Origin of the sequence: Streptomyces fodineus (assembly GCF_001735805.1) — a bacterium.
In the GTDB taxonomy this organism is placed as follows: Bacteria; Actinomycetota; Actinomycetes; order Streptomycetales; family Streptomycetaceae; genus Streptomyces; species Streptomyces fodineus.
The window spans coordinates 777,007-799,159 of the sequence record NZ_CP017248.1; the positions used below are offsets into that span (position 1 = coordinate 777,007).

General features: G+C 72.6%; 15 protein-coding genes and 4 pseudogenes. 11 read left to right on the forward strand and 8 right to left on the reverse strand.

Going from position 1 to position 22,153, the window contains the following annotated elements; translation table 11 throughout:
* The first annotated feature begins 194 nt into the window (after positions 1-194).
* Both BFF78_RS03415 and BFF78_RS03420 read left to right on the forward strand, forming a co-directional pair.
* A complete protein-coding gene (locus BFF78_RS03415; RefSeq protein ID WP_069776889.1) occupies positions 195-575 on the forward strand; it encodes a hypothetical protein in 381 nt (126 codons plus the stop codon).
* 230 nt (positions 576-805) lie between these two features.
* On the forward strand, positions 806-3,175 hold the full coding sequence (locus BFF78_RS03420; protein WP_099055032.1) for a SpoIIE family protein phosphatase: 2,370 nt from the start codon (positions 806-808) through the stop codon (positions 3,173-3,175).
* A 284-nt stretch (positions 3,176-3,459) separates the two neighbouring features.
* Here the strand turns inward: BFF78_RS03420 and BFF78_RS03425 are convergent, their stop codons facing one another.
* The gene (locus tag BFF78_RS03425) at positions 3,460-3,933 is read right to left on the reverse strand and encodes a flavin reductase family protein (protein ID WP_079161745.1); all 474 of its coding nucleotides are present in this window, start codon (positions 3,931-3,933) and stop codon (positions 3,460-3,462) included.
* Positions 3,934-4,521: 588 nt separating this feature from the next.
* Positions 4,522-5,151 carry a peptidoglycan-binding protein gene (locus BFF78_RS03430; RefSeq protein ID WP_069776890.1) on the reverse strand — a complete coding sequence of 210 codons (630 nt, stop codon included), beginning with the start codon at positions 5,149-5,151 and terminating at the stop codon, positions 4,522-4,524.
* A gap of 148 nt (positions 5,152-5,299) precedes the next feature.
* Here BFF78_RS03430 and BFF78_RS03435 point away from each other — a divergent pair, with 148 nt between their 5' ends.
* The 5 genes and pseudogenes from BFF78_RS03435 to BFF78_RS03455 all read left to right on the forward strand — a co-directional run bounded on the left by BFF78_RS03435 (position 5,300) and on the right by BFF78_RS03455 (position 13,279).
* Positions 5,300-7,717 carry a polysaccharide lyase 8 family protein gene (locus BFF78_RS03435; protein WP_069776891.1) on the forward strand — a complete coding sequence of 806 codons (2,418 nt, stop codon included), beginning with the start codon at positions 5,300-5,302 and terminating at the stop codon, positions 7,715-7,717.
* Between the two features lie 232 nt (positions 7,718-7,949).
* A pseudogene (locus BFF78_RS03440) lies at positions 7,950-8,852 on the forward strand (cytochrome P450); the annotation flags it as partial.
* A gap of 138 nt (positions 8,853-8,990) precedes the next feature.
* Positions 8,991-9,728, forward strand: a complete 738-nt coding sequence (locus BFF78_RS03445) for a TetR family transcriptional regulator (protein WP_069776892.1) — start codon at positions 8,991-8,993, stop codon at positions 9,726-9,728.
* Between the two features lie 161 nt (positions 9,729-9,889).
* A complete protein-coding gene (locus BFF78_RS03450) occupies positions 9,890-10,309 on the forward strand; it encodes a Zn-ribbon domain-containing OB-fold protein (protein WP_069776893.1) in 420 nt (139 codons plus the stop codon).
* 207 nt (positions 10,310-10,516) lie between these two features.
* A complete protein-coding gene (locus BFF78_RS03455; protein ID WP_069776894.1) occupies positions 10,517-13,279 on the forward strand; it encodes an alpha/beta hydrolase family protein in 2,763 nt (920 codons plus the stop codon).
* 22 nt (positions 13,280-13,301) lie between these two features.
* Here BFF78_RS03455 and BFF78_RS03460 read toward each other — a convergent pair whose 3' ends face one another.
* Both BFF78_RS03460 and BFF78_RS03465 read right to left on the reverse strand, forming a co-directional pair.
* Entirely contained in the window at positions 13,302-13,688 is a 387-nt protein-coding gene (locus BFF78_RS03460) for a PPOX class F420-dependent oxidoreductase (RefSeq protein WP_069776895.1), read from the reverse strand.
* Between the two features lie 69 nt (positions 13,689-13,757).
* Complete coding sequence (locus BFF78_RS03465; protein WP_069776896.1) at positions 13,758-14,936, reverse strand: MalY/PatB family protein; 1,179 nt, start codon at positions 14,934-14,936, stop codon at positions 13,758-13,760.
* A 156-nt stretch (positions 14,937-15,092) separates the two neighbouring features.
* Between BFF78_RS03465 and BFF78_RS03470 the strand changes: the two are divergent.
* Positions 15,093-15,922: pseudogene (locus tag BFF78_RS03470) on the forward strand (SAM-dependent methyltransferase).
* A 135-nt stretch (positions 15,923-16,057) separates the two neighbouring features.
* A complete protein-coding gene (locus BFF78_RS03475; RefSeq protein WP_069776897.1) occupies positions 16,058-17,443 on the forward strand; it encodes a S1 family peptidase in 1,386 nt (461 codons plus the stop codon).
* 137 nt (positions 17,444-17,580) lie between these two features.
* On the opposite strand, the gene BFF78_RS03480 is transcribed toward BFF78_RS03475, so the two are convergent.
* Together BFF78_RS03480 and BFF78_RS03485 are read right to left on the reverse strand one after the other, a co-directional pair.
* Positions 17,581-17,775, reverse strand: a complete 195-nt coding sequence (locus BFF78_RS03480; RefSeq protein ID WP_069776898.1) for a hypothetical protein — start codon at positions 17,773-17,775, stop codon at positions 17,581-17,583.
* Positions 17,776-17,874: 99 nt separating this feature from the next.
* A pseudogene (locus tag BFF78_RS03485) lies at positions 17,875-18,983 on the reverse strand (ROK family protein).
* 38 nt (positions 18,984-19,021) lie between these two features.
* Here BFF78_RS03485 and BFF78_RS03490 point away from each other — a divergent pair.
* Positions 19,022-19,690, forward strand: a pseudogene (locus BFF78_RS03490) (Gfo/Idh/MocA family protein).
* A gap of 29 nt (positions 19,691-19,719) precedes the next feature.
* Here the strand turns inward: BFF78_RS03490 and BFF78_RS03495 are convergent.
* Both BFF78_RS03495 and BFF78_RS03500 read right to left on the reverse strand, forming a co-directional pair.
* Complete coding sequence (locus BFF78_RS03495; protein WP_069776899.1) at positions 19,720-20,415, reverse strand: L,D-transpeptidase family protein; 696 nt, start codon at positions 20,413-20,415, stop codon at positions 19,720-19,722.
* A gap of 113 nt (positions 20,416-20,528) precedes the next feature.
* Positions 20,529-21,167 (reverse strand): maleylpyruvate isomerase family mycothiol-dependent enzyme, encoded by a 639-nt coding sequence (locus BFF78_RS03500; RefSeq protein ID WP_069776900.1) that lies wholly within the window; start codon positions 21,165-21,167, stop codon positions 20,529-20,531.
* 70 nt (positions 21,168-21,237) lie between these two features.
* On the opposite strand from BFF78_RS03500, the gene BFF78_RS03505 reads away from it, so the two are divergent.
* Complete coding sequence (locus BFF78_RS03505; RefSeq protein ID WP_069776901.1) at positions 21,238-22,146, forward strand: LysR substrate-binding domain-containing protein; 909 nt, start codon at positions 21,238-21,240, stop codon at positions 22,144-22,146.
* The last annotated feature ends 7 nt before the right edge of the window (positions 22,147-22,153 follow it).

The following is a 22,153-nucleotide window of genomic DNA, read 5'->3' on the forward strand; positions in this document are numbered from 1 at the left end:
CACGCGGCGCCGGTCACCGACGCCCGGGGCCCCCGCACGGACACCCCCAGCCGCCGTCCCCTACCCACGTCGGCGCCCGGGGTGTACCGGGGCGCGCCGTCTGCGCGACGCGCCCGTGGCGGCCCCGGCCATCCCCTAGGCCGGGGCCGCCCCGCACCCGTCGGACACCCTCACGACGCCGCACACCGGAAGCGATGATCATGACCCTGACCAGCACGCGTATCAGCCCCGACTGGCCCTGCCAGGTCAAGGCGCCGGGCTCGTACGACTGGGAGCGTTCGGCGGCCAAGTGGCTGCGCGAACTGATCCCCGCGCGCTACGCCAGCTATCCGGCCCTCATCCGCCACCCCGTCCTGCTCGCCCGGCACGCACAGTTGCAGGTCCAGCAGGAGATACGGGTGGCCCGGACGGCGCTGCAGACCGCGCGGGCCGAGCTGCCGATGCTCGGACTGCCCGAGTCGGTCATCGAGCACACGATCAAGCTGTACGCCGCCGAGGTCATGCAACTGCAGCACATCGCCCGCAGCGTCCGCGCGGTCAGTGAGGCCCTGGCCGGCCGAGGCACGGCCCGCTGATCCGCCCGCCCTTTCTCGCTTCTCCTCGTCTCTCCCCCCGTCCGGGCGGTTTGTGGGTGCCGCGGGGTGGTCGTACGGAGCCCGTGTGAAAGCGACCCGCCAGACGAGTGAGCGAACGGCCCGGTTTGTGCCATGCTCGTCGCGTGAGGAGCGAGCGGGTGGACCCGGTGGATCCCGTCGGCGCCGATGCGGCGGCGCTGGCCAAGGTCGTGGCCCGGCAGCGCGCGGAGATGGAACGGCTGCGGGATCTCGCCGCGACGTCGGCGGTCCTGGAGCGGGCCAAAGGCGTACTCATGGCCGTCACCGGCCGCACGCCGGAGGCCGCACACGCGGAACTGATGCAGCGCGCCGTGGACGGCAACCGCACCCTGCTCGAACAGTGCTGGCTCACCCTGGGCGCCCTGCCGCCGCCGGAGGAGCAGCCGTCCGGCACACCGCCGGCCCCCGTCGAAGCGCCGGCCGACGGTTCCTGGCGGCTCCCGCCCACCGGCACGGTGGAGCTCGCGAAGATACTCGGGCGCATCGGCCGGGACCTGGTCCGGGTCGGCACACCGCACGAGCTGGCCCGATGTCTGCTGGACCACCTCGGGCCGCAGGCGGACGCCGACGCCGTGCTGCTGTACGCGCAGATGCCGGAGGACGGGCTCGACCTGATCGGGTACGCCGGCGTCGACGCGACCCTCGCCGCACAGTGGCGGTATCTGCCCCCGGTCACCAAGGTGGCCGCGCTGGACGCCCTGCAGTCCGGTGAGCCGCGGTGGCTGGAGGACCCGGCCCGGGACCGCGACCGGTATCTGCTGATCGGGGAGCCGTCGGAGCGCTGGCCCAGCCGGGCCTGGCTGCCCGTGCCGGCCGGGGGCACCGCGTGGGTCGCCCTGGGCGTGCTGCGCCGGCACGGCAGGCCGTTCGAGCCGTGCGAGCGGGAGCTGCTGCGAGCCGTGGCCCGGCTGTGCGCGGGCCGGCTGCGAGCCTTCGACGCAACCCGGGAACACGCCGTCGAAGGCGGCGCCGAGACCGTTCAGGCGGTGCTCGACGCGCTGCCGGGCGCGGCGATCCTGCTGACCCCGCTGCGCGCCGCCTCCGGCGAGGTGGAGGACTACCGCATCGAGGCCGCCACCCCGGAGGCGGTCGACGCGTTCGGCCGGACCGGCCGGGAGATGGTCGGCAGACAGGTGCTGGAGAGCTATCCGTCCGTCGCGGGCGAGCCGCTGTGGCAGGGCTGCCTCAAGGCCCTGGAGACGGGGGTGCCCTTCCAGGGCGAGCCGTTCGTCTACCAGGACGTGGTCGGCGAGGTACCCGTGACCGCCACCTACTCGGTGCGCGCCGCCCCGCTGGGCGGGGGTCTGCTGGTCACCTGGCTGCGGCACGACCGCGCGGACCGGCGGGAGCAGCGCCTGGCCGACGTGCAGCGGCTCGGCAACCTCGGCTGGGCCAGCTGGAACCTGATCACGCAGGAGATCTCCTGGTCCGCGCAGACGTACGCCGTGCTCGGCCGGACCCCCGCGCAGCAACCGCTCGATCTGGAACGGCTGCCGGACCTGGCGCTGCCGGAGGACGCGGGCCCGCTGACCCACGCGATCGCCGAACTGATCCGTCACGCCCGGCCGTTCGACGTGCCGTTCCGCGTCGAGACGGCCCTCGGCGTCCGCCATCTGCGGCTGGTCGCGGAGGCCCTGACGGCACAGGACGGCACCACCGTCGAAGTGCACGGCTTCGTCCAGGACCTCACCCCGCAGCGCAGCGCGGAACTGGCGCTGGTGGAGAGCGAGCGGGCGATGCTGCTGCAGCGCGGGATCCTTCAGGCCGAACGCGCCCTGGCCGCCCGGCTGCAACACGCGCTGCTGCCGCTGCCGAGCAGGCCGGTGCGGCTGGCCGGGCTGCGGATCGAGGTCGCGTATCTGCCCGCGCAGTCCGGCGTCCATGTGGGCGGGGACTGGTTCAGCGCCATCGCACTGCCCGACGACGACGCGCTGTTCGTGGTCGGTGACGTGGCGGGCCACGGCGTCGACGCCGTGGCCACCATGGCCCAGCTCCGGTTCACCGCCAAGGGCATGATCACCACCGGCTCCTCGCCGACCGGGACGCTGGCGCGGCTCAACTACCTGCTGCTGCACTCGCGCGACCCCCAGACCACCGCCACCCTCGTGATCGGCCGCTACGACCCCGGCCGGCGCGTCCTCACCTGGGCGCAGGCCGGTCACCTGCCGCCGCTGCTCGTACGCCGCGGCGAGGTGCGCTACCTCGACCGGCCCGGCGGCATGCTGCTCGGCGCGAGCACGGCCCCGGCCTTCGAGTCGGCGGAACTCCACCTGGAGCCAGGGGACCGGCTGTTGCTGTACACCGACGGCCTGGTCGAGCGCCTCGGCGAGAGCCTGGACGCGGGCCTGGACCGGCTCGCCGACGCGGTACGCACCCACGGCTGCGGCGATTACGGCTCCCTGGACGCACTGCTCACCACGATGCTCGCGGACGAGCGACGGGACGACGTGTGCGTGCTGGACATCAGGATGCCGGAGGAGGGGGCGGAGGCGACGGAGGGTGCGGACGGGGCGGAGACTGCGGACGCGGCGGGCACGGACACGGCGGGCAGGGGCGCTTAGAGGCTGACGGCGCAGGGGCGTGCGGTGGCGGTCCGGGGTGGGGAGGGGTGGCCGGAATCAGTCGTCGTCCCGGTGTCGCCAGTACCAGCACACGCCGACGACGAGGGCCAGCAGGAATACGGCGGGTACGAGCAGTCCAGGGATACGGGAGCCGGTCATGGGGCTGGCTTTCGTTCGTGGTACGGCGGAGCACGCGGCAGTCGGCCGCGGGCTGCCCATGATGGGGCCGAACCACCGCCCTTGCAAACGCCTTGCCCGTCGTGTTGACCGGTGTTCGAATCCGCTCAGTCCACGGGGTGACCGGCCTGGATGCCGGCCGCGTCGGACAGCCGAAACAGCGACCCGCCGTGCCCCTCGCCCCAGCGCACCGGGGCGAGGACGAAGCCGACGTGGTCGCCGCCGTCGGTGCGGTGGAGGATGGTGCCGACGAACCAGGCCGCCGCGTCCCGCAGGACCACCGCCCCGCCGTACTCCTCGGTCGAGTCCAGGCGGGCGAACTTGTCGATCTTGTCGCCGGTCTCGCCGCCGAAGAGTTCCGCGAGGTCGCGCTGGTCGCGGGTGAGCAGATGGACGGCGAGGTGGTGCGCGGCCCGGGCGACGCGATAGGTGTGGTTGGCCTTGGACAGCCAGACGCAGAACCGGGGCGGCCGGATCGAGCACTGAGAGGCGAAGCCGACCAGGCACCCTGCCCGCTCACCGTCGGCCACGGCCGTGACCACGCACATGTCGGGGTTCAGTCGCCCGAAGAAGCCGTCCATGCCGGCCTCCGGGCCGACGTCCATACCTGCCTCCGAGCCGACGCCCGTACCGGCCCCGGGGCCGACGCCCGCCGAGTCCGGCGCGCCGCCCAGGTCTGTCACGCCAGCCGCACCTCCCGGGCCTGCCATCCCCGCCGCATCACCCGACCCCGCCGCGCTCGCCGCACCACCAGAAGCCGTCGCCCCCGCCGCACTTCCCGGGCCTGCCACCCCCGCCGCACCACCGGAGCGCGTGGCCCTCGCCGTATCGTCAGAACCCCCCGCACTAGGCGCACCACCCGAACCCGACACCTTCGCCCCACCACCCGAGCCCGGCACGCTCGCCGCATCGCCCGAGCCCGTCAGCCTCGCCACACCAGCCGAACCCGCCGTATTGCGCGCACCGCCCGCGCCCGTCACCCACGCGGCACCACCGGGGCCCGCCGTACCGGGCACGCCCCCCGCCGTACTCCCCGCACCACCCGAGCCAGTCATCCCCGCCACACCGTCCGTATCCGTCATGGCACCGCGCTCCCGTCCGCCGCTCAGGCCCGGTCTCGGTTTACGCCGGGAGGTCCGGGGGCGTTCCCGGTGTTCCCCGCGTGTTGTTCAATCGTCGCCGAGGCTGGTCCGCGACTCCAGCGCGCGGCGCGTGTCGTTGCCGTAGACACCGGTCTCGTCGCCGCTGATGCCGTACCAGAGCTGGAACCGGGCGACGGCCGCGGTCAGGCCGGCGTCGTAGGTGCCACTGGTGGAGCCGTCGCGGTAGACGTCCGGGACGCGGAGCAGGCGTTTCTGCAGTTCGGTGACCTCGGGGCCGGTGTCGCCCTGGCGGAGGGTGCCGGGGCCGTCGGGGTCGGTGGTGACGGTGGGTGCGGGGGATGCGGGGGGCGTCGGTGTGGTGGCGGGGGATGCGGTGGGCGCCGGGCGGTGCGGCGGTGGGGCCGCGGCGGCCTCCTGGCGGCCGGGGAGGAGCAGGGAGCAGCCGAAGCCGAGCAGGGCGGCGGCTGCCAAGGCCGTGGCGACGGCCGCCCGGCGCAGGCCGGAAGGCGTGCGGGGAGGCCGTACGGGAGGCAGTTCCTGTGTCTGTGGCTCGTCGGTGTGCGCTGTCTGTGCCGGGGCGGTCTCCATCTCGCGCATCAGCTCCGCCAGGGCGTCGAAGCGGCGGAGCCGGAGCACCCGGACGGGTTCCAGGACAGGTCCGGAGTGCGGCCGTTCGGGATCGGTCGGTGTCGGCACCTGGCTCTCCTTCCGTCGTCCCCGTGCTGAGATACGACGACGGGGGTGCCGCCGTTCAGCGTGACCGGCCTCCTCCCTGACGCTCGAAACGCTGAACTCCGTAAGAAGTGTTGAGCGTTTCAGAAAGCGCATGCTAGAAAGCGCCGTCATGACGACTCCTTGGTCACGCCGCGGATTTCTGGCCGTTTGTTCGGGAACCGCTGTCGCCGCGGGTCTCGGCACCCCGGCGTTCGCGGCGCCGGACGAGTTCGCGACGCTCCGGGAAAGGTGGCGCACCCTGATCCTCGGTGAGGGGTTCGACCCCACCGCCGAGCCGTTCAGGAGCCGGCTCGCCGGCCTGGGCACGACGGCGGGCCGGTACCGGGCCACGATGGCCCCCGCCGCCGGCTCCCTGTGGCCCGACCTGGTCTACGCCGACCCGGATCCGGGCACCGACCAGGAGTCGTACACCTACTCCGGAAACATGAACACCAGTTACACCCGGCTGAGCACCCTCGCGCAGGCCTACTGCCTGCCCGGCACCGGACTGACCGGCGACGCGGGTCTGCGGGACGCGATCCGCACGGGCCTGGATCATCTGCACGACGATGTCTACAACGCGAGCCAGGCCCGCTACGGCAACTGGTACAGCTGGCAGATCGGCGCCCCGCAGGCGCTGCTGGACATCTGTGTGCTGTTGTACGACGCCCTGTCGGCCACACAGATCGCCAACTACCTCGCCGCGGTGGACCACTTCGTGCCCGACTCGGCGGTGGCGAGCTACAGCGGGACGAGCACGGGCGCCAACCGGGTCGATCTGTGCCGGGTGCTGGCGCTGCGCGGAGTCGTCGGGGCGAGCGCGGCCAAGGTGGCGCTGGCCCGTGACGCCCTCTCCCCCGTGTTCCCGTACGTCACCTCGGGCGACGGTCTGTACGCCGACGGTTCGTTCATCCAGCACACCACGGTGCCGTACACCGGCTCGTACGGCTCGGTCATGCTCGGCGGTCTAGGGCTGCTGTTCACGCTGCTGGCGGGGTCCGGCTGGGCGGTGACGGACCCGAACCGGCAGATCGTGTTCGACGCGGTGGAGCAGACCTGGGCGCCGTTCCTCTACAACGGCCTGGTGATGGACGGCGTCGCGGGCCGGGCGATCAGCCGCGGGCTCTCGGCGGCGGACCCCCAGCGGATCCAGCAGGACGACCATCTGCGCGGCCACCCGGTCCTGGCCTCGATCGTGCTGCTCGGGCAGGGGGCGAGCGCGGCCGAGAACGCCCGCTGGCGTGCTCTGGTGAAGGGCTGGATGCAGCGCGACTCCTACAGCCCCCCGCTCGCCGACCCGGTGCTGAGCCTGCCGCATCTGGCCCGGCTCAAGGCGGTTCAGGAGGACCGGTCGGTGACGGCGGTGGCCGAGCCGACCGGTCACCGGCTGTTTCCGTCCATGGCGCGGGCCACGCATCGCCGACCGGGCTGGGCGGCCTCGCTGAGCATGGCGGACAAGCGGATCACCTACTACGAGACCGGCAACGGTGAGAACCTGCGCGGCTGGCACACCGGGTCCGGAATGCTCTACTGGTGGGGCGACACCTTCGCAGGCGGCCAGTACAGCGACGCCTTCTGGCCCACCGTGGACCCTTACCGGCTGCCCGGTACGACCGTCTCGCGCAAGGCGCTGGCGGACGGGGCCGGCGGCGACTGGGGCGCCGCGAAGCCGGACGTGAACTGGGTGGGCGGGGCGACGGACGGACAGCGGGCGGCCGTCGGGCAGTACCTGAAGGGCCTGCAGTCGACACTGGTGGCGAAGAAGTCGTGGTTCTTCCTGGACGACACGGTCGTCTGTCTCGGCGCGGGCATCACCTGCACCGACGGCACGGCCGTGGAGACCACCGTCGAGAACCGCAACCTCGGCCCGTCCGGCGGCGCCCCCTTCACCGTCGACGGCACGGTCCGTCCCGCCTCCCACCCCTGGTCGGCGACGCTCACCGGGGCGAAGTGGGCGCACATCGGCGGGCACGGCGGCTATGTGTTCCCCGGCGGTACGACGCTGCACGCACTGCGCGACGCCCGCGACGGCAGTTGGAGCACGATCAACAAGGGCGGCTCCACCACCGTCGTGAACCGCAAGTACCTGACGATGTACGTCGATCACGGCACCGACCCGGTGGACGCCTCGTACGCCTACCTCCTGCTGCCGGGCGCCACCGTGGCCCGTACGCAGGCCCGGGCAGCGGACGCGAGCCGGCTGACCGTTCTCGCCAACACCGACAGCCGGCAGGGCGTTTCGGTGCGCTCGCTCGGCTTCACCGGGGTGAACTTCTGGCTGGGCGGAACGGTCGGCAGGCTTACCGCGAGCGATCCGTGCTGCGTGATGATCAGCGAGAAGGCCGACGGCACCGCCGTGATCGCGGTGAGCGATCCGATGCGCATGCGCACGAGTCTCACCCTGACCTGGCGCCGGGCGGTCACCGCGGTGACGTCCGCGCCGGCCACGCTCGCCTCGGCGGCCACCGGCGCCACCCTGACGCTGACCTTCGGCGATCTGTCCGGCACGGCGGGCGCCACCCAGCGGGTCACCGTCAGGCTGGGCTGAGCGCCCCCTGCACGAACCGGCCCAGGGACGCCGTGAACGCGGTGCCGAAGGCGTCCCTGGCCGCCTCCGACAGGGCCTCCAGGGACAGGTAGGGGTTCAGGTCCTCCAGTTCGACCAGCAGCAGGCCGCCGTCGCGGGTACGGCAGGCGTCGACGCGCTGGATGCCGTGGCCGAGGTCGTTCCAGTCGATGAAACGCCGGGCGAACTCCAGGTCGGCGGCGGTGGCCGCGGCTTCCTGCGGGGTCTGACCGCGAAGACGCTGGACGCGGCACTGGCGAAGGGCCGTTTCGACTTCGTCAAGGAGGTGTCGGCCGACTTCCCGATCAATGTCCTCGCCCGGCTGCTGGACGTGCCGCCGCAGGACAACCGGCGGCTCATCGACTGGGGCAACCGCATCATCGGCAACACCGACCCCGACTACGCGGACGTACTGCTGCACAGCGAGGAGAGCGAGAAGTACCGCGACCTGCCCTTCCGCTCTCCGGCCTCGCTCGAAGTCTTCGAGTACGGGCGCAAGCTGGCCCGTCAGCGGCGCGGCGGCGACGGCACGGACCTGGTGTCGAAGCTGGTCAACACCGCACCGCGCGACGGGGTTCCGCTGTCCGCGCAGGACTTCGACAGCTACTTCCTGCTGCTGGTCGTCGCCGGCAACGAGACCACCCGGCACACCATCACCCACGCCATGCCGGCCCTGCTCCAGCACCCCGAGCAACTGGCCCGCCTCCAGGAGGACCCGTCCCTGATCCCGATGGCCGTGGAGGAGTTCCTGCGCTGGGCCTCCCCGGTCTACCACTTTCGCCGTACCGCGACCCGGGCCGTCGAGCTGGGCGGGAAGCGGATCAAGGAGGGGGACAAGGTCGTCATGTGGTACGCCTCCGGCAACCGTGACGAGGAGGTGTTCGGCGATCCGTACGACTTCGACGTCACCCGGCAGAACAACGACCACGTCACCTTCGGCAAGGGCAGCCCGCACCTGTGCCTGGGCAACCTGCCGGCCCGCACCGAGATCCGGATCATGTTCGAGGAGCCGATCCCGCGCCTCGCGGACATCCGCCTGACCGGTGGAGTCCCGCGCGTCCGCTCGAACTTCGTCAACGGCATCAAAAAGCTGCTGGTAGAGGTCACCCTGGCCTGAGCAGCGGCCGCCTCAGAGCCCCGTATACGTTCAGCGCGGCGACCTCGGCCGGACCTCACACAGCACTCAGTTCCCCCACGAGCGTACTCGGGCTGCACTGAGTGTCAGCGTACACGTCCGGGTGCTACGTTCCCCTCCATGAGCTCCAGCAGCGCGGCACCGGCCGCGAAGCCGCCGATGCGGGAGGCCCTCGTCGCGGCGGCCTTCCAGCTCTTCCTGGAACGCGGGTACGAGCAGACCACCGTGGACGACATCGTGGCCCTGGCCGGGGTCGGCCGGCGTTCGTTCTTCCGGTACTTCCCCTCCAAGGAGGACGTGGTCTTTCCCGACCACGAGCGCTGCCTGGCCGACATGACCGCGTTCCTCGCCGCGAGCGCCGCGGAACACGAACCGGTGCGACGGGTGTGTGACGCGGCCCGGCTGGTGCTGGGTATGTATGCGGAGAACCCGACGTTCTCCGTGCAGCGCTACCGGCTCACCAAGCAGGTGCCGGGCCTGCGTGCGTACGAGTTGTCCGTCGTGTGGCGTTACGAGCGCGCGCTCGCCGAGTACCTGCGCGGGCGGTTCGCCGGCCGGCCCGACGGGACCCTGCGGGCCGACGTCATCGCGGCGGCGGTGGTCGCCGCGCACAACAACGCCCTGCGCTCCTGGCTGCGGTCGGACGGTCTGGACGACGCGGGCGCGGCGGTGGACCACGCACTCGGATATGTGCAGACCGTGTTCGGGCAGACCGCCGGGCCCGCGCCGGCGGCACCCGCTCCCATCGGCCCGGTACCGGCCGGCGACACCGAGGACGTGGTCGTGCTCGTCTCCCGCCGGGACGCCCCGCTGTGGCGGGTGGTGCAGGAGCTGGAGACGGCGCTCGGTCGCGCCTGACGCACCCACTGGTACGCGAATTAGGGGTACGGAGTGCCTTTACGAGTGACACTCAGTGCCATACTCTGTCGGCGTGCACGGTGGCACGGCCGCCGCGCACACGTGTGCCCGGTGCGCGCCGGACACGCGGGATTCCGGCCGAGCGCAGGGAGTTGACCAGCGTGTACCACTACTCAGCAAACGCCTCGCATCCGGCTGCCGGATCCGCGACGGGTGTGCTCGATCCCGTCTCCGCGGACTCCAGGGACGCCATCGTCTTCCAGCGGTGCACCTGGTGCGGCACCGCGATGTACCACCGGCTGCTGTGTCCGGTGTGCCAGGGCAGCGAGCTGCGCACGGAGCGCAGCGAGGGCGTCGGGACGGTCCGGCACTCCACCGTGGTGCACCGCAACACGCCCGCGGCGCGCAATGTCTCGCTGATCGAGATGGCCGAGGGGTTCGTCGTACGGGGCCGGGTCATGGGCCCGCCGGTCGGCATCCACAGCGGCGACCGGGTCCGGCTGTCCACCGCCCAGGATCCGGTGCGGCACGAGCCGGTCTTCCAGCTGCTGGACGAGTCGTACCGGAGCGCCTGGACCTGACGACGGCCACACCCCCGGCACCACCGCCGGCCGGCCGGTGCCACCGGCCTTCTAGGACCCGGTGCACATAACGGCCGGGCACCACGCCGTCATGTGATCGTTCACTTCTCCTCCACAGGCAACCCACAGACTCCACCGTCCGTCCTCGGGGGTCGAGGGGCGTCCGGGACGTCCGGGACGCCCGAGGTCGGGGCTGGAGGAGGAACCGTGGTCCGTGCCCGGCGCATATGGGTGACCGCCGCCGCGTTGCTCGCGGTGGCGGGGGCATCCCCAGGGGCGGCAGTCGCACAGGCTCAACCACCGTCACAGGCAGGCGCGTTGACCGCCCGGGAGGGTGGCACGCCGCTGCCGCCGGGCTGGCGGATCGCCGGCGGGCGCTCGGAGCCGCAGCTGGTCTGGCGATCGGACCGGCAGGTGCCGATGGGGGACGCGCGGGTCGAATTCCGGTCGGGCGGGCGTCTGTTGGGAGTGCCACGGCCCGGCGCGGACGGACACACCTTCCGGCTGCCGCTGGACGGGCACCGGGCCGGGGGGCTGCGCGGGCTCCAAGTATGGTCCGGTGGGCGGCGTCTTGACGAACGGAACCCCGTCGACGCGATGCCGGCGGCCCGGCCGCCGGCCCCGCTGCCGCCGAACGAGGTCGATCCCGGCAAGGCCGGTCCGTACCGCACCAGGACCGGCGAGTACGACCTCAGGCCGGTCAAGCTGCCGGGTCTTCCCGCCGCGGTCGAGATGCGCGCGGTGGTCGTCGCCCCCGTCGGCGTGTCCGGCCGGCGTCCGCTGGTGCTGTTCCTGCACGGCCGTCACTACACCTGCTTCAAGGGCCGGGACGTCACGGGCGACTGGCCTTGCACGTCCGGTATGAAGCCCGTCCCGAGCCATCGCGGCTATCTGCGCGACCAGAGGCTGCTGGCTTCGCAGGGCTATGTGACGGTCTCGATCTCCGCGGGCGGTGTCAACGGCCAGGACTTCGCGGCCGAGGACGGCGGCGCCGAGGCCCGCTCCGCGCTGGTACGGCTGCACCTGGCCCGCTGGGCCGACTGGACCGCGCACCCGCAGACCGCGCCGCCGGCCGTACGGCAGTCGCCGCGTGCCGATCTGTCGCGCGTGCTGCTCGTCGGACACTCCCGGGGCGGCGAGGGCGTCAACCGGGCGGCCCTGGACAGCCTGTATCCGCCGCCGGCCGGCCAGGACGGCTACCACGGCCCGGTCCGCTGGAAGGTCCGGGGCATGGTTCTCATCGGCCCCACCGTCTTCGGCCAGAACCCGGTGCCCGATGTGCCCTCGGTGACGATTCTGCCCGGCTGCGACGGTGACGTCTCCGACCTTCAGGGCGAGGTGTACGTCGACGGCACCCGCGCGGTCAGCAACGGCAGCGCGCTGCACAGTGCCGTGTACGTCATCGGCGCCGACCACAACTTCTTCAACTCCGAGTGGACGCCGGGGCAGTCGGCGGCTCCTGCCGAGGACGACTTCTCCGACGACCCGCAGCACCCGGACCCGGTGTGCGACAAGCACGCGGCGACCCGGCTCACCGCCGACCAGCAGCACCGGGCCGGTTCGGCCTACATCGCCGCCGCCGCGCGGCTGTTCCTGGCCGGGGACGACCGGGTGCGGCCGCTGCTGGACGGCTCCGGGAAGCGGGCGCCGTCGGCGGACCCGGCGCGGGTCCTCAGCCACGCCGTCGGCGCGGGCCGCGGTGCCGGGTTCCTGCCCGACGGCGGGGTGTCGGTGACCGGCGCCCGGCTGTGCGACGCGGTGGATCCCGGCCCGGACAAGGCCTGTCTGGGGCAGCGGGTGAAGGGGGCGTCGCCGCACTTCGCGCGGTGGGAGACCGACCGCGAGAGCGGCCGGCACGCGATCGCGCTGCGCTGGTCGCACGCCGCAACCCGGGCGCGCGTGAGTGTCCGCCGGCCCGTGTCGCTGTCCGGCTCCAAGGCGCTGGCGCTGCGGCTGTTCGTGCCGCCGAACACCAAGGACACGCAGCTGGACGTGTCCCTGACCGACGCGGGCGGCCGTACGGCGACGCTGGGCCGCATCCGTGCCGACGGGCTGCCCGGCAGCGAGCTGACGGCGTCGTACTGGGCGCGCGAGTTCCGGGTGCCGCTGGCCGCGGCCACGCGCGCCGGACTGGCCCTCGGCTCGGTCAAGTCCCTTGAGCTGACGCCGCGTTCGGCGTCCGGTCAAGCCTGGCTCATGGACGCGTGGGGCTGGCGGCCGGGTACGCCGTCGGCGCGGGCGGCGGCCCTGCCCCGGGTGGACATCGGGCGCACCACCGTGGCCGAGGGCGACTCGGGCGTGCGCACCTACCACGTCCCGGTCCAGGTGACCGGCCACGGGAGCGGACAGGTGCGGGTCTACGTCGCCGACCCGGCCACCGGGAAGGCCGGGGACCGGCTGGTGAACGTGCGTCCGGACGGTCACGACATCGACGTACCGGTGGAGGTGAAGGGCAACACGCGGTACGGCACGGACGTGTCGTACGACGTGTTCGTCAAGGCGGTCCACGGCGCGGTCGTCGGCTCCTACCGTGGTGGGATCACCGTCCACGACGACGACCCGGCTCCGGCGATGACCGTCACCCCCGTGGCCGGCCGGGTCACCGAGGGACAGTCGCTGAAGTGGCGGGTGTCCCTGGCGGAGGCGGCCGACGTCGGCATGAGCGCGATGTTCGCCGTAATGCCGGCCACCGCGCCCGAGCTGTCCACGAAGGACGTCCCGGCCCGCTGGCTGCGGGACACGGCGGGGGCGAAGCCCGACCCGGAGCGGCCGCTGTCCACGGTCGACGGGCTCTACCTGGCGGTCGACATCCCGCCGGGGCGGACGAGTGCGGACATCACGCTGCCCACGGTCAAGGACCGGGTGGCGGAGCCGGCGGAGTCGGTGCGGTTCCAGGAGGTGGACTTGAACACGGGCAAGCCGAAGTCCGGTGGGCTGGTGCTGTCGGGTTCGGTACTGGACGGGTCGTAGCGCACCGGTTCCCGGGTGGCCCTCATTCGGCGAGGGTCACCCGGATCCCGACCGTGCCGTCCAGGCCGCGCCGCAGCCGGCTGCCCAGCAGGGTGAGACGGCCGATGATGCCGTACTTGCGGGCGATGAGGTCCCGGTAGCGGGCGGTGGTGGCGGCGTCGGCGATCTCGGCGGTGGCCGGCAGCGGCTCGCCCGTGGGGTTGCCACGCAGGTCGCAGGGGCCGACGAGGACATCCGCGCGGCGCCGGATCCGCTTGACCTTGAAGCTGTCGGCGGCCGTCCAGACACCGAGGGCGTCCCCGTCGCGGACCACCCAGACCGGGGTGGGGACCGGGGTGCCGTTCTTGCGGTAGCTGGTCACGAGCAGGTACTTGCCGGAGCCGAGCCGGTCCAGCCGCGTGTCGTCCATGCCCGGCAGTCTAGGTGGCCACGCCGATCATGAGCCCGGTCCGGTCACGCAATCCCGCGGCCGGCTCGCTCACGCCAGGGCCGCCGCCATCCGCCGCACCCCTTCGGTGAGGATCTCGGGCGAGGTCGCCAGGTTCAGCCGTACGTGCCCCGCGCCTCCGGTGCCGAAGGGCAGGCCCGAGCTGAGGGCGACCCGGCCGCGGTCGAGGAAGACCTGCGCGGGGTCGTCGCCGAGGCCGAGGGCGCGGCAGTCGAGCCAGGCCAGATAGGTGGCCTCGGCGGGGTGGAGCCGGATTCCGGGCAGGTGCTCGGCGAGCAGGCCGGCGAGCAGGCTCCGGTTGGCCTCAAGGCCGGCCAGCAGGGCGTCCAGCCAGCCGGTGCCCTCGCGCAGGGCGGCGGTGTGGGCGAGGACACCGACGTGGCTGGGGCCGTGGCCGACCTCCTCGGGGAGCCGGTCGAGGTCGGGGCCGGCCTTGGGTCCGGCGAGGGCGAGGGCGGCCTTGAGACCGGCCAGGTTCCAGCCCTTGGAGGCCGACATCAGGGACAGGCCCCGCTCGGCGCCGGGGACGCTCAGATAGGGCACGAAGGTGACACCGGGGGCGACCAGCGGGGCGTGGATCTCGTCCGCGACCACCCGGACGCCGTACCGCTCGGCGAGGGCGGCGACGGCGGCCAGTTCCTCGGCGGTGTGCACGGTGCCCGTGGGGTTGTGCGGGCTGCACAGCAGGTAGGCGGCGCGGCCGCGCCCCGCGGTCGCCTCCCGGAACGCCTCCTCCAGCTTGGCCAAGTCGATGCGGAGGCCGGCGCCGAGCGGGGCTTCTGCCACCCGGCGGTCCATGTGCGTGATGAACTGGAAGAACGGCGGATACACGGGCGGGTTGACGATCACCGGATCGCCGGGCCCGGTGACCAGTTTGATCATTTCCACCACTCCGAGCATCACGTCCGGAACGATCGCGGTGCGCTCGGCGGCGATCCCGTCCCAGTTCCAGCGTGCGGCGGCGAACGCGGCCAGCGCCTCGGCGTAGGCGGTGCCGGCGGGGTACCCGGTGTCGCCGAGGGCGAGCGCGTCGGTGACCGCGCGGACCACGGGCGCCGCGAGGCTCACGTCCATCTCGGCCACCCACAGCGGCAGTACGTCCTCGGGGTAGGTGCGCCACTTCATGCTCGTACGACGGCGCAGCTGCTCCAGACCGAGGGCGCGCAGCGGGTCGGGTTCACCGGGAGCGGTGTGCGGGATGCTGGTCATGGGGCTCACGATAAGAGGCCGTGGGCGGTGCGGGAACGACCGGAAGGCCCGGGAGGGGCGGCGGAGATCAACTCGGCCGTCTACATTGCGTCTTGAACACCACCCTCGCAGTCATTCACCCATCAGGCGCTCATCCGTATCCAGGAGCTGACCCACGTGACCGACAACCCGGCAGCCACCGACGACGTGGCCGAGTCGCTGCGTGCCCGCATCAACACCAGCCAGCCGCACACGGCCCGGATCTGGAACTACTGGCTCGGCGGCAAGGACAACTACGAGGTCGACCGGGCGGCCGGCGACCAGATTCGCCAACTGCACCCGGGTATCGGGGAGTACGCGCGCGCCGACCGGCTGTTCCTGGGCCGCGCGGTGCGTCACCTGGTCGGCGAGGTGGGCATCGGCAGTTCCTGGACGTCGGCACCGGGCTGCCCACCGCCGACAACACGCACGAGGTGGCCCAGGGCATCGCGCCCGAGTCGCGGATCGTGTACGTCGACAACGACCCGCTGGTCCTGGCGCACGCGCGTGCCCTGCTGACGAGCACGCCCGAGGGCCGTACCGACTACCTGGACGAGGACCTGCGCAATGCCGACGCGATCCTCGAACACGCCGCGCGCACGCTGGACTTCAGCGAGCCGGTGGCGCTGATGCTGCTCGGCGTGGTCATCTTCATCGGTGACGACGAGGACCCGTACGGTCTGGTACGGCGGTTGACCGACCGGCTGCCGGCGGGCAGCCATCTGGTGCTGTCGCACACCGTAACCCACCCGTCGATGCCGGACGTGGACGAGGCAGTGAAGTTCTGGAACGAACACGGCACTCCCAAGCTGACCCAGCGCACGCCCGAGGACGTGGCCCGGTTCTTCGACGGTCTCGAACTGCTTCGGCCGGGTGTCGTGTCCTGCTCGCGCTGGCGCCCGGAGCCCGGTCAGGGGGCCGAGCCGGAGGAGGTCGCGATGTTCGGCGGGGTGGCCCGCAAGAGCTGAGCCCTTCCGGGATCACCGCGGTCGTTGAACGCCGGGGCCGTGGGACGCGTATGGAGGTGCGGGCCCTCGACGACCCGAGGGCCTCGCGCTGCCGGTACGGGCGGCGCGCGTCCGGTTCGGCTTCGGGAGCCCTGCATGCGGCACGCACGACGACGGATCGTCCGGCGGGTGACCCGCCTGGCGGCGGTCGGCGGACTTCTCCTGGGCGGCGCGATGGTCACCCAGGCGGCCATGGCGAGCGAGACACCGCCCGCCGCTGCGAGAACGCTCTCTTCGGCCGCCGGCACCCCGGACACCGGCGCCGCGCTGGTGTCGCGGCTCGGTACGGCCCGGACGGCGGGCAACTGGATCGGGGCCGACGGGCGGCCGGTCGTCGCGGTGACCGACGAGGCGGCGGCGCGGGAGGTCCGTCGTGCGGGGGCCGAGGCGAAGGTCGTGTCGCACAGCATGAACGAGCTCAAGTCGGCGACGTCCGCGCTGCGTTCGGCGCCGCGCGTGGCGGGTACCGCCTGGGCGGTGGACTACCGGACCAACCGGGTCGTGGTCAGTGCGGACAGCACGGTCTCCGCGGGCGACTGGTCCCGGATGAGCCAGGTCGCCGCGCACATCGGGAGCTTCGTGCGGATGGAGCGCCTGAAAGGCACGTTCACCACGCGGCTGAACGGCGCCCAGCCGATCCTGTCGACCGGCGGTCGCTGCTCGGCCGGGTTCAATGTGACCAACGGGCAGAGCGACTTCATTCTCACGGCCGGTCACTGCGGTCCCGCGGGATCCACCTGGTTCGCCGACAACCAGGGCAACCAGCAGCTCGGCCGGACGGTGAGCAGCACCTTCCCCGGCAATGACTTCTCGCTCGTGCAGTACGCCTCCGGCAAGGCCGGTGACGGCGCCGACGTCGTCGCGATCGGCGGCGGCAACGGCGTGCGGATCACGGGGCTCGCCGATGCGGCGGTGGGGCAGCGGGTGTTCCGCAGCGGCAGCACCAGCGGTCTGCACGACGGCCAGGTCACCGCGCTGAACGCGACCGTCAACTACCCCGAGGGGACGGTCACCGGACTCATCCAGACCAACGTGTGTGCCGAACCCGGCGACAGCGGCGGGCCGCTGTTCTCCAACGGCATCGCGCTCGGTGTCACCTCGGGCGGCAGCGGTGACTGCACTGCGGGCGGGACGACGTTCTTCCAGCCGGTGACGCGGGCGCTGACGGCGCTGAACGTCAAGCTGATCGTGTCGGCGCAGAACGCCGGGAGTGCCGCGCGGAGCGCCGCCCCCTCCCCCGCGCCGTCCGCCTCGGCCGCCCAGGGCGCGGTCGCGCCGAGCGCGGCCTCGCCGGGTTCCTCGGCTCCGGTGACGGGCGCATCCGGGCAGACGCTGCTGGCGCGGCTGACGGACACCCGGAACGTCGGTCCCGGGCTGCTGGTGATCGCGGGCAGTCTGATCGCGCTCGTCGCGACCCGCTACATCCGGGCCGAGCAGGACCGCAAGGCCTATCAGCGGTACTACTCGGCGACCTGGGGCTGAGGAGACCTCGGGCTGAGGAGGCCTGGGCTGAGGAGACCCGGGGCTGAATTGACCTCGGGCCGAGGGGCACAAAGCGAAGGGCACCCGTGCGCTCACGGGTGCCCTGGACGGTTGTGGCGCGGTCCGCGCGGGGTCGGTCAGGCCGCCCGCTGTGACCTCGGGGTCGCGGCGGCCCACTCCATCACGAGGCGCTGGTACTCCGCGCGCTGCTCGGTGGTCAGTGTCCCGCCCGACCGGCGCCACAGGGCCCTGATCTCCTCGTTGACCTCCGCGGCCGATCGCGCAGAGCGCTCAGGGGCGGCTTCAAGAGTGGTGGACATGCTGTGAAGCATATGCTGATCACCGTGAAGGCGCTGTGAGTAAGTACACGTGATACGGACATTATGGACGTGGTACTCATCACGTCAATGTGTCAAGCACCAGGCGGGAGTTCACACCGGGCCCTCACCCAGTACGAGCACCTGGATGGCCGGCACGGCGGCGCCGCGCGCCCGGGCGTGGAAGTCGCAGACCCTGGTCTCCAGACCGACCGGGTCGGCGTGCGGATGCCGGTGGGCGTGGATGGTGTCGTGGACCGTGTTCCCGGCCACATCCATCAGGCCGACGCCTTCTCCGGCGAGCAGGATCTTCTGTGGCATCGCGAAGTTGTCGATCTGTGCGACCAGGGTACCGAGGACCCGCGCGGCCTCGTCGACGACCCGGGCGGCCATGGGCTCGCCCGCGGCGGCTCCGGCGAGGATCTCCTCGTAGGTGGTGTCGCGGCCGGTGGCGGCGCGGATCTGGTACTCGATGCTGGGGATGGTGAGCAAGGACACGGCGCTGCCACGTTCTCCGGTGGGGTGAGCGGGCCGTGCGGGTGGATGATCCAGTGCCGGCCGAAGCCGCGGCCGTCCTCGGCGAACGGCACGCGTCTGCTGCCGAGCACCAGCCCGTAGCCGATGCCGGCGCCGATGGTCGGGACGGCGAAGCGGTCCAGTCCGCGGCCCGCGCCGAACCAGGTCTCGGCCTCGACCAGGACGGCCACGTCGTTCTCCACGACGACCGGCAGCCCGGTGCGTTCCCGGAGCAGCGCGGCGAGCGGCACGTCCCGCCAGCCGAGGAACGGGGATTCCGCGACCACGGCACGCTCGCGCAGCAGGCCGCCGACGCCGATGCCGATGCCCGCCGGGGCGCCCGGCCCGCGGCCAGCAGGGCGGCCATCTCCGTGAGCACCGCGGCGACGGCTTCCGGATCGCGCGTGGTGAGCGGCCGGTCGAGCCGGGCGACCACCTCCCTGCGCAGCGTGGTGACGACGCCGTAGACCATGTCGCCGGTGATCTTGAGGCCCAGGAAGGAGCAGGCGTCCGGCCCGACGCCGAGGGGCTGGGAGGGCCTGCCCTGACGCGCCTGGGCCGGGCCGGGTGTCTCGGGTGCCTCGACCAGCAGCCCGGACTCGATCAGCGGTTTGGTCAGCCGGGTGAGACTGCCCCTGGGAGAGCCCCAGGCGCCGGGCCGGCCCGGTGCGGGACAGCGGCCCGTGCAGGAGCACCTCGATCGCCACGGAGCGCTCGGCGGGACTCAGCGGCAGCCGGCTGGTCCATGGACCCGCCCCTCCTTTCTCTCGGCATCGTCGGCGCCGGCCGGTTCTCCGGTCAGTTCGCCGCGCTGTTCCAGGCCCATCCCGGTGTCCGTGACGTTTCCCGTCGTACGAGGCGATGCTGGAGTCGGCCGCGGTCGACGCGGTCGCGATCTTCACCCAGCGCTGGACACACGGCCCGCCGGTCCTGCGGGGCCTCGGCGCGGGCAAGCACGTGTACTCCGCCGTCCCCATGGCGATCACCACGGACGAGATCGCCGCGATCATCGACGCGGTACGGGCCACCGGGCTGACGTACGTGATGGGCGAGACCAGCCAGGGTGAAGGACATCAGCGAGCTGCTGGAGCCCAAGGCGACGCCGGCCCCCGACGATCCGTCCCTCGCCCATGTCGCGCCGGAGCTGCGGGCCGCCTTCACCTCCGGTTCGGCGCCGGTGCACGACCGGTCCGGGCTGCCGCGGGAGTTCGACCATCTGCACAACGGACACGAGGGCAGCCATCACTTCCTCGTGCACGACCTCGTCACCGCCGTCAACACCCGTTCGCTGCCCTCGGTGAACGCGTGGGTGGCCGCCCGCTACACCCTGCCGGGCGTCATCGCGCACGAGTCGGCGCGGCAGGGTGGGGTCCGGCTCGCGATCCCCGACTTCGGGGACGCGCCGGAGCGGTGACGGCCGGACGGCGACGGCTCAGGTGCCGCTCAGGTGCCCGGCTTGCGGCCGTAGACGAAGACGTCGTCGCCCGTCCTCAGCAGCGACCAGTACGCCTTGGCGTCCTTGGTCGTCATGTTGACACAGCCGTGCGAGCCCGGCGGGTTCCACATGCTCAGACCGACCGAGTGGAAGGCCTGTCCGCCGTCGAAGAACTGGCTGTAGGGCATCGGCACGTTGTAGACGGTCGAGACGTGGTTGATGTCCCGCCAGTAGATCTTCTTCAGGCCGGTGCGAGTGGTGTAGCCCTTGCGGCCGGTGCGCACCGGGACCGGTCCGTAGACGAGCTTCTTGCCGTCCTGGACCCAGCTCAGCTGGAGCGTGAGGTTCACGCAGGCGATCCGGCCCTTGTTCACCGGGCACGCGCCGTCCTTGTCGGGGTTGTTCCCGACGGCCTTCTGCTTGTTCATCAGGTCCATCACGCCCCAGGTGACCGGGCCGGCGTACCCGATGTCGGGCATGATGCCGTGCCTGTCCTGAAATGCCTTGATGGCCGTGCAGTCGGCCGCGGACTGTTTGCCGTCGACCGGCAGGCCGAGGAACTTCTCCACCTGCTTCTGGTACGGCCCCGCCTGCGTGGTGCAGCTCGCGGCCTGGGCCGGTGCCGCGGTGAAGGCGAGCGTGAGCGGCGCCACCAGTCCCGTGACGCCCAGCGTGACGATGCCCCGTCTGCGAACGTCCCCCATCTGCAACCTCTCCTCCCCGGTTCACCCAGGGCCTGCCCCGGGTGCTCCCCTGCGCGATTCCCGCGATCTCGGACTCCTAGACCAGCGCGAGGGCGTGGGGGTTGTGGTTCCGGTCAGGCTGTGACGAAACGGTGAACTTCGTCGCCGCGCAGCCGGCCGGCGGGGAGGCTGCGGCCGTAGGCGACCAGCAAAAGGTCCTGGCCACGGCCGTACAGCGGCGCGCCCGAGCCGAAGGACCAGTCGACGTCGTCCGCGCACAGCCGTACGCCCGTGAGGTCGGTGCCGAAGACCTGGAAGGCGCGCGGGTCGACGGCGTCCAGGAGGATCCGCAGCCGGTCCTCGGGCACCTCGCGGTCCAGTCCGAGGGCGACGGTGACGTCCAGGCCGTGCACGACGTCGTGGCCGAGGGCCGCGGCGAGTCCGCCGACCGGGGGCTTCCAGGGGTGGTGGGCGTGGGTGCGCAGGAACGCGGCGAGCGCGGCGTCGGAGTGAGCGGCCGCGTCGCGGCGGGCGAGCCGGTCGGTCATGCGGTGCAGGCTGCCGCGTGCCTTGACCAGTTCCAGCAGCACCTGCCCGGTCCGGTGGCGGAACCCCATCGACATGTGCGCCACGACCTCGCGCACCCGCCAGCCGGCGCACAGACTGGGCGCGTCCCACTGGGCGGGCGTCAACGCCTCGAAGAAGTCGGCCAGTTCACGCCGTTCGGCGGCGATGGCTGTGGTGATGGTGGCGGTGTCCGGTGCTTTCCCCATGTCTCCAGGGTGGGGACGCCGTGGCCGGAAGTCCAAGACATGATCCCTCTCGCATCTAGCATCACCGGTTATGGAGTTGAGGCAGCTGCGGTACTTCGTGACGGTGGTGGAGGAGGCCGGTTTCACCCGGGCCGCCGAGCGGCTGCATCTGGCCCAGCCCGGGCTGAGCGCGCAGATACGGCAGCTGGAGCGGGAGTTGGGGCAGCCGCTGCTGGACCGCTCGGGCCGCTCGGTGCGGCCGACGGAGGTGGGTGAGGCGGTGCTGCCGTATGCGCGGGCCGCGCTCGCGGCAGTCGACGGGGTACGGCAGACGGTGGAGGAGTACACCGGCCTGCTGCGTGGCCGGGTCGCCGTCGGACTCATCCCCGGCACCCTCGCGCACGCCTTCGACGTGGCCGGGCTGCTGGCGGACTTCCACGCCGCACACCCTCGGGTGGAGGTCACGCTCACCGAGGACACCTCGGACCGGATGCTGGCCGCGCTGCGCCGGGGCGAGCTGGACCTCGCGGTGCTCGGTGTCGCGGAGGAGGAGCCGCCGCCGGGCATCGATCAGCATGTGGTGATCGACGAACCGCTGGTCGCCGCGGCCGTCCCCGGCCACGCCCTGCCCATGGAGTACGGCGGCGTCGCCGAGGCCGTTCCCCTGGCGGCCCTGCGCGGGCACCGGCTGATCAGCCTGCCGCGCGGAACCGGCGTGCGCGGTGTCCTGGAACGGCTGTGTGCCGAGGCGGGTTTCCGGCCGCACGTCGCGTTCGAGGCGGCGGCCCCGGACGCGGTGTGCCGGCTGGCGGCGCGCGGTCTTGGGGTCGCCGTCCTGCCGGGGCTCGGCCCCCGGCCGGGCCTTGCCACCCTGCCCGTGGCCGACCCCCGCGCACGGGGCCGGGTGGCCCTGGCGTGGCGGGCGGAGGGGGCCTTGCTGCCGGCGGCGCGGGCCCTGCTGGGGATACTGCGGAAGGGGATGGCGGCGGGGATGCCCTGACCCTCGC

Excerpts from the sequence above, each read along its gene's own strand:
- BFF78_RS03460 (WP_069776895.1), bottom strand. The coding sequence starts at position 13,688 with ATGGACGACACGCGGCTGGACCGGCTCGGCTCCGGCAAGTACCTGCTC.
- BFF78_RS03420 (WP_099055032.1), top strand. The coding sequence starts at position 806 with ATGGAACGGCTGCGGGATCTCGCCGCGACGTCGGCGGTCCTGGAGCGG.
- BFF78_RS03415 (WP_069776889.1), top strand. The coding sequence starts at position 195 with ATGATCATGACCCTGACCAGCACGCGTATCAGCCCCGACTGGCCCTGC.
- BFF78_RS03505 (WP_069776901.1), top strand. The coding sequence starts at position 21,238 with ATGGAGTTGAGGCAGCTGCGGTACTTCGTGACGGTGGTGGAGGAGGCC.
- BFF78_RS03465 (WP_069776896.1), bottom strand. The coding sequence starts at position 14,936 with ATGACCAGCATCCCGCACACCGCTCCCGGTGAACCCGACCCGCTGCGC.
- BFF78_RS03445 (WP_069776892.1), top strand. The coding sequence starts at position 8,991 with ATGAGCTCCAGCAGCGCGGCACCGGCCGCGAAGCCGCCGATGCGGGAG.
- BFF78_RS03480 (WP_069776898.1), bottom strand. The coding sequence starts at position 17,775 with ATGCTTCACAGCATGTCCACCACTCTTGAAGCCGCCCCTGAGCGCTCT.
- BFF78_RS03495 (WP_069776899.1), bottom strand. The coding sequence starts at position 20,415 with ATGGGGGACGTTCGCAGACGGGGCATCGTCACGCTGGGCGTCACGGGA.
- BFF78_RS03475 (WP_069776897.1), top strand. The coding sequence starts at position 16,058 with ATGCGGCACGCACGACGACGGATCGTCCGGCGGGTGACCCGCCTGGCG.
- BFF78_RS03435 (WP_069776891.1), top strand. The coding sequence starts at position 5,300 with ATGACGACTCCTTGGTCACGCCGCGGATTTCTGGCCGTTTGTTCGGGA.
- BFF78_RS03425 (WP_079161745.1), bottom strand. The coding sequence starts at position 3,933 with ATGGACGGCTTCTTCGGGCGACTGAACCCCGACATGTGCGTGGTCACG.
- BFF78_RS03500 (WP_069776900.1), bottom strand. The coding sequence starts at position 21,167 with ATGGGGAAAGCACCGGACACCGCCACCATCACCACAGCCATCGCCGCC.